Here is a 6113-nt window from a genome sequence, read left to right on the forward strand (position 1 = left end):
GATTCCACGTTACTGTGGTGCGCCTTCGCTCGCGCGCACTTCGTCACCAGCGCCGGCTTTCCTGTCAGCACCCGGTGTCGGCAGGATGCAGATCGCGCCGCCCTGACCGAGACTATTTCCCGTTCTTACGAACGCGTCGACTTCGAACTCATCCGGGGCGAGTTCGACATGATCGACCATGCAACTGAAGGCCACCCGGCCTTCGAACGAATCGTCGGACTTCACTGCAGCGAGGGTTTCTTCGAGAAGCGCGATCAGTTGTTCCTTCTTGAGCTTCATGGTTCCTCCCGTTTCAGATGGTTGTTGCCGTCGTGCCTTCCGCACGCGCGATCGTGCCGACAGTCTTTTCGAGCAAGGAGGAAGGGACCGGCAGTCCTGCCACTTTTGCAAATGACACCCACTCCTTCGCGAGTTTCAGAAGATCGGCAGCGTTCGACTGCAGAGCCATCGAAACATTGGACGCGTACGTACCCGGGGGAACGAGGACGCCCGAGTTGAACGGGAACTCGATGAATTCGCCGCCGGCAGCAGCCGAGTGGATAATCCTGTGCCCTCTGCTCGTGCGTTTTCCCGTGTCCTGAGGCCGTGTAGCCTCCGGGACGTGCTCCCACGAAAAGAGAGGTGTTTCCGACACCGCGGTCTCCGCGCTGCGTTCGGGAGCGACGACATGGCCTGCCCGAACGAGTGTATCCGCATAGGTCTGTGCGCCGTCGATCGCGCCTCCGATGACTGCTTCGAGCGCTTCAGCGGAAAGTTGGGTTACAACGCCCGCGCGACGCGCCGCCTGAACGACAGCCGCACGCGCTTTCCAGACATTGTGATCGGACAGACCCTTATCTGCGCTGCCCGAGGCCGACACGTGGCCCTGGAGAAGGCTTGCGATTTCGGTCTTGACCTGGCTGACGGAAGCGTTTTTCTTGTCCATCGTTGAGACTCCTTTTTTCCGGGTAACACGGGCGGTTTGTGAAAGGAATCAGCGCAGCGCGCGCTCTGTTGAACACTGGCTCAACACAGTGGGCTGGGATGGAATAGCCGGATGAGGTTCGACCGGAAACAGCCGTGCACGCGAGGGGGCACGCAGCGAACCACAGAAGAATAATTTGACATGTTGCCGCACCAGGCGGCCACGTGATTCTAGCGCCAACACGGTCGTTTTGCCAGATCGATGACCGGCTTCGCGCTAAGACTTCCCCATCCGTCGGCGCATGTCGGCGGTCAACGCCTGTTCAACCTCACCGTACCCTTCCCACGGATCCGACGCGAGCGTTCGGACGCGCTCGCGCGCGGTGCGAATATCCCACTGATCGCCGCCAGTCAGCTTCTCCAACTCGTCCCAGCTCACCGGTACCGACACCGGTAGTCCAGGCCGCGCCCTGACCGAAAAGGCTGCGGCGGTCGTTGCGCCCAGACCATTGCGAAGGTAATCCACAAAGATCTTGCCTATGCGGTTGGAAGGTCCGGACACGGCCGAAAAGCGCGACGGAATCACCCGCGCGAGATGCTGAGCGATCGAGTGGGTGAATGCCTTCACTTCGGACCAGTTCGGGCGACGCTGGATCGGCACCACTATATGCAGCCCTTTGCCGCCGCTCGTCTTCAGAAAGCATGTCAGACCGATTTCCTCCAGGAGCCCCCTGACCAGTCGCGCGGCCAGGACCGTATCAGACCAGGGGAGCGCGGGATCAGGGTCTAGGTCAAGGATGAACCGGTCAGGTCGGTCGAGGCGGGGTGCTGTTGCGTTCCAGGTGTGAATTTCAATCACGTTCAACTGGACGAGCTCGAGCAAAGCCTCTGGGCTGTTGCATACAAGCAGAGGAGGGTGCCCAGGATGCAAACTCGCGGGTAGCTCTTCGACAGACCTGAATCGGGAGGTCTCCGCGTGCTTCTGATAAAAGACGGGGGCTGCAATTCCCGTCGGTGCCCGCGCGAGCATCACCGGCCGGCCGTGGATATGCGGAAGCATCCATTGGGCGATGTCCGCGTAGTATGAGGCGACATCGCCCTTGGTCAGGCCTGACCCTTCGTCAATGATCCGATCCGCGTGGGTAAATCGCGCGCCCAGAGTGCGACGTTGCGCCGCCGCTGATTCGGGCGGAGGCTCTACAGGAACCTCCATCACGATCTCATCGGCTGGTTTGTCCTCGCGATACGCGACAAACTGAGCTTGCCGGAGTCCGCCCGCCGAAGTCCATTCGAGAAAGCGAACTTCTGCGACAAACGTCGGCGTAACCCACACGACATGTCCGACTTCCTCGGGCGCCGGGGGATTGAAAAACGGCGCGGCAACGCACGCACTGAAATCCGGGTGAGTCGCGGCTCGTCTGCCGCTGGTGACGGGAGCGGCGACTGTTCCGACGTAGCGCAACGATCCATCACGCTCATGGACACCAACCAGAAGCTCACGTGGCGCCCGCGCGCCGCGTCGTGACAACGTAATCCCACCGACAACAAACTCCTGGCGCTTCCAGCATTTGACCTTCAGCCAGTCATGCGAGCGCCCCGCCGTGTAGGGGCGGTCAAGCCGCTTGGCCATGATCCCTTCCAGCTGATGACTGAAGGCAGACTGAAGGAGTGCCTGTCCATTGTCGTGGGTCTCCGATACTCCCAACTTACCGTCTTTGGCGTTCTCCACCACGCGTTCAAGAATCGTCCTGCGCTCACGAAGTGGGAGACTGCGCAAATCGCGACCATCGAGATAAAGCAGGTCGAACGCGAAATAGACGAGGGAGGCAGTCTGGCGGCGCGCGAAAGCTCTCTGGAGAGCCGCGAAACTCGGCAGGCCGCCGACCATCGCGACGACTTCGCCGTCAATCCACGCGCTGCCAACTGGAAGAGCGGCAAGCGTGCGTGCCAGCGCTGGAAGCCTGGATGTCCAATCAGCGCCTTTGCGGGTAAGGAGGGATACAGCCCCATCGACGATACGCGCGCGCATCCGGTATCCGTCGAATTTCAACTCATAGCCCCATTGGCTGCCCGCTGGCGGCCGACTCGCGATTTCGGCGAGTTGTGGCTCGACGGTATCGGGGATCGGTGCACGCGGCGCGTCCGCTCCTTCAAGGAAGGGTGATGAACTGGTTCGCCGGCGCATGACAGGGAAGGCTAGAGTGTGTGTGGAGGAAAGAGCGGCGCGCTCCAGCGAGCTTCGCGTAACGCCTCGTCCTCAATCGCCATTGCGTTCTCGATACCGATAAACCGGACCTCGAGCATTGGCGCACCCTTACGCTCCTCATGCACCTCGACAACTTCGGCAACGCCGCCGGGCACAAGCAGCCAGTAGAAGCCTGGCGTTACAGGCCAGGCGTTGGTCATTTTCGACATTGACATAACTCCCGCACCCTGTCACGGGCGCCTTACAGTCCAATCAATCATAGCGCGGTCGCACGAGGGGACACGCAGCAGTGGTCTCCGTTGTAGCTGGCGCGAAGGGAGGATTGTGAACTAGCAAACGTCGCGCCTCTGTAGAATGCTCCCCGGCGGGATCGTCTGGCTACGAGACTGGGCGAATCGGTCGCGGGGGCTGTCCGGCGAGCAACGACGAGCCGGCGAAGGAAGCACAGAAAAGACAGGACGGGGAAGATCGATGATTCAGGGCGACCACCTTGTGGCGCAGTTCGCGGCATACAAGCATCACGGTCTGTATCTCGGGAATGATCACGTCATGCAGTACACGGGGCCATCGTCCGGCGCGCCAACCGGCCTCATCGAGTGCGTCTCACTCGCAACGTTCGCCGAGCACACAACGGTGACCGTTTTCGATCACCCGCGCCGGACGTATGGTCGCGAGGCGAGCATAGCGCGTGCGTGGTCGCGACACCGCGAAGCAACGTATCACCTGTGGGAAAACAACTGCGAGCACTTCGTTTTCTGGTGCATTGAGGGCGAGCACGCCAGTCTGCAAACGGAGGCACTGAAACTCGGAATGATCGCGGCCGGCAGGACAGTACTGAGTCACGCGGAGCTTGGCGGCCTGGTTACCATCGCCGCAGCGTCGGCCGAGTTGCTCGACGCGTACACCACATCACTAGCGTCACCACAGCTGGCCGCTTCCCTCGGATCCGTGACGAAGCGTTTGTCGGCCTACGCCCACAAGCGAAAGGCACCGCTTGATCAGATCGAGAACCTGCAGAAATCGGTCGACGCGGTGACGAGCCGGGCCGCAAGGTTGATGTTCTCGGCCGGAGCAGGTCTGGTGGCGGATGCAATCGAAGCCACCATTCCGGCACTCGAGCAACTGAAGGCTGACGCCCCCGCCATGAACGGGGACATGCCTGCCCCGCGTCTGCGAAATACGTCCAGCAAATCATAAAGCCCGGCTATTCCGCGCATTCCTCCCGCGTGCCTGATGGTCGAGCAAACGTCGGCGGATTCTAGCGATGTTATAGCCATTGGCAATGGTGCCTGTTATAGCCTCTGGCCCGCGCCCGCGAACTGGTCGTTCCCGGCCTTGTCGAAAATGGCCTCAGGCCACAGGACCAGCCAACCGTCATTGCGAAACGGCAGGGGCACGATGTTGACCCAGCATACGGCGAAGTAGATCAGACCGCTGACGGCGAAGGTACCGCTGACCCATTCTGGTCCGACAAGCTGTTGCCAGATCGATAGGCAAAAAATAGAAAAGGCCAGGTCCCACGCCGGCCCGCCTGCTGCTACGACGCGCGCCTGCCACCGGGTCAGCGCGGCGAAGTCCCGATCCTCGAAACGCACACCCATAACGGACAGGAACCAAAGCCGTGACGATCCGCGACGGGTGAAAAAGCCGATGCGTCCCTTCACGCCGAATGCGCGCGCCGCGCTCCAGTGTGCGAGCTCGTGACCAACGACTGCTACGACGCAGACGAAAGTAGCGCAAAGCGCGCTTGCCAGTGCGATCCCGGGAGTCGCCGTCAGAATGAAATGCCACGGGGTGGTGAGAAATGAGAGCATCGAGAGGACCATGGTAGTGGAGGTGCTTAACTGTAGCGCGTCGCTCGCGCTGTGCAAAATTTCTGCGAAGAACGCCGCTACTCGACGGCCTCCGTTCGCATTCTTAAAACGGCAACGGCCCGTAGCCCCGTTGAGGGCTACAGGCCGTTCGTTTCTACTTCATCCAGCGAGGTCGGCGAATCTTGTCCGCGCCGATCAGGTTTATCGTCTGCCGGGCGTGCTGTTTGACGAACGCCATCGCCTGCTGGTCTGTCCAGTCGGAGCCGGTCGTTTGCGCGGCGATCGTCCGTAACGCTTCCGCTGCGTGATAGCGGCGCTCGAACAGCATCGCATGATGGACCGAGTCGGCCAGTGCGCGTTCTGTTGTCAGCAGGGCGTCCTTCAGAACCAGATCAGGCGGACCATTCTTTCCATCGTTGAGATGTTTGTTCGCAACGATGCGAGCCACACTGAACTCGCTTCCGCATAGCTCTTCTGCCGAGTAAGGCGCGCCGGCGTCAGCGGCATTGAGGACATCCTTCAACGCGGCGGCGAGAACCGCTTCGTCGGTCATGTCCACGATTTTGCAGGCGGGATTTTCCAGGTCATGACGCGCGATCGCGTCATGCACACCGATTTCGAAAAGAACCCCGAAATCGGCTTTGGGATTGGCCGCGACCGATAGCGCGCGAGAGAAGGCTTCTGCCATCAATCGGACGTCCGTCAGTGCCGCATCGCGTTCGGCGAGAACCTCCCACTTCGAGGCATCGAGCGGCATCATTCCCGGGGCTGATACAAGCTCACCTTTCTGACCGCGCCTGGCCCAACCGATTTCACCTTCGGCACCGCTCGCGCGGATGAAACGGATCTTTACGGTGGCGCCATTGGGCCATTCCTTTTCCATCACGGGAATTGCGGTTTGATCTTGCTGCATCACTTCCTCCAGTTTATTGCCGAAAGCTCGGCGTCGAAAAGGAAGGGAAGACTGCTTCGCAGAAGCGCTCAGCTTCTGCGAAATCGTCTCTGCAGGGATGATCCCAGCGCCGCCAGGGCGGCGCGGGACGCGTTTTCAGTCACCGACTCCCTGGCTCAGAAGAGCCTTCGACTCGGTCGATACCTTCTCCACGCCGTGATTGTCACGGGCGCAGATTTCAGTGCCGCCCTGCGCGCGATAGACGCAGACCTGGGTAGCGCCGTAAGCCGAGCACAAC

General features: G+C 60.9%; 7 protein-coding genes. 1 reads left to right on the forward strand and 6 read right to left on the reverse strand.

Annotated elements, in window-relative coordinates:
- Window positions 1–9: 9 nt before the first annotated feature.
- From G3O01_RS11210 to G3O01_RS11225, 4 genes are all read right to left on the reverse strand, one after another.
- Entirely contained in the window at window positions 10–279 is a 270-nt protein-coding gene (locus G3O01_RS11210) for a hypothetical protein (protein WP_205804686.1), read from the reverse strand.
- A 13-nt stretch (window positions 280–292) separates the two neighbouring features.
- The gene (locus tag G3O01_RS11215) at window positions 293–925 is read right to left on the reverse strand and encodes a hypothetical protein (protein WP_205804687.1); all 633 of its coding nucleotides are present in this window, start codon (window positions 923–925) and stop codon (window positions 293–295) included.
- A 255-nt stretch (window positions 926–1180) separates the two neighbouring features.
- Complete coding sequence (gene ligD / locus G3O01_RS11220; protein WP_205804688.1) at window positions 1181–3088, reverse strand: DNA ligase D; 1908 nt, start codon at window positions 3086–3088, stop codon at window positions 1181–1183.
- 11 nt (window positions 3089–3099) lie between these two features.
- Entirely contained in the window at window positions 3100–3318 is a 219-nt protein-coding gene (locus G3O01_RS11225) for a hypothetical protein (RefSeq protein ID WP_205804689.1), read from the reverse strand.
- Window positions 3319–3580: 262 nt separating this feature from the next.
- Here G3O01_RS11225 and G3O01_RS11230 point away from each other — a divergent pair, with 262 nt between their 5' ends.
- Window positions 3581–4306, forward strand: coding sequence for a lecithin retinol acyltransferase family protein (locus G3O01_RS11230; RefSeq protein WP_205804690.1), 726 nt, complete (start codon window positions 3581–3583; stop codon window positions 4304–4306).
- A 95-nt stretch (window positions 4307–4401) separates the two neighbouring features.
- On the opposite strand, the gene G3O01_RS11235 is transcribed toward G3O01_RS11230, so the two are convergent.
- Both G3O01_RS11235 and G3O01_RS11240 read right to left on the reverse strand, forming a co-directional pair.
- Window positions 4402–4923 (reverse strand): site-2 protease family protein, encoded by a 522-nt coding sequence (locus tag G3O01_RS11235; protein WP_205804691.1) that lies wholly within the window; start codon window positions 4921–4923, stop codon window positions 4402–4404.
- Between the two features lie 154 nt (window positions 4924–5077).
- Window positions 5078–5836 carry a hypothetical protein gene (locus G3O01_RS11240; RefSeq protein WP_205804692.1) on the reverse strand — a complete coding sequence of 253 codons (759 nt, stop codon included), beginning with the start codon at window positions 5834–5836 and terminating at the stop codon, window positions 5078–5080.
- Window positions 5837–6113: the final 277 nt, after the last annotated feature.

This window comes from Burkholderia sp. Ac-20365, from assembly GCF_017104715.1.
Taxonomy (GTDB): domain Bacteria; phylum Pseudomonadota; class Gammaproteobacteria; order Burkholderiales; family Burkholderiaceae; genus Paraburkholderia.

What these genes read in the sequence shown, in the direction of transcription:
- G3O01_RS11230 (WP_205804690.1), top strand. Translation starts at nt 3,581, where the DNA reads ATGATTCAGGGCGACCACCTTGTGGCGCAGTTCGCGGCATACAAGCAT.
- G3O01_RS11240 (WP_205804692.1), bottom strand. Translation starts at nt 5,836, where the DNA reads ATGCAGCAAGATCAAACCGCAATTCCCGTGATGGAAAAGGAATGGCCC.
- ligD (WP_205804688.1), bottom strand. Translation starts at nt 3,088, where the DNA reads ATGCGCCGGCGAACCAGTTCATCACCCTTCCTTGAAGGAGCGGACGCG.
- G3O01_RS11225 (WP_205804689.1), bottom strand. Translation starts at nt 3,318, where the DNA reads ATGTCGAAAATGACCAACGCCTGGCCTGTAACGCCAGGCTTCTACTGG.
- G3O01_RS11210 (WP_205804686.1), bottom strand. Translation starts at nt 279, where the DNA reads ATGAAGCTCAAGAAGGAACAACTGATCGCGCTTCTCGAAGAAACCCTC.
- G3O01_RS11235 (WP_205804691.1), bottom strand. Translation starts at nt 4,923, where the DNA reads ATGCTCTCATTTCTCACCACCCCGTGGCATTTCATTCTGACGGCGACT.
- G3O01_RS11215 (WP_205804687.1), bottom strand. Translation starts at nt 925, where the DNA reads ATGGACAAGAAAAACGCTTCCGTCAGCCAGGTCAAGACCGAAATCGCA.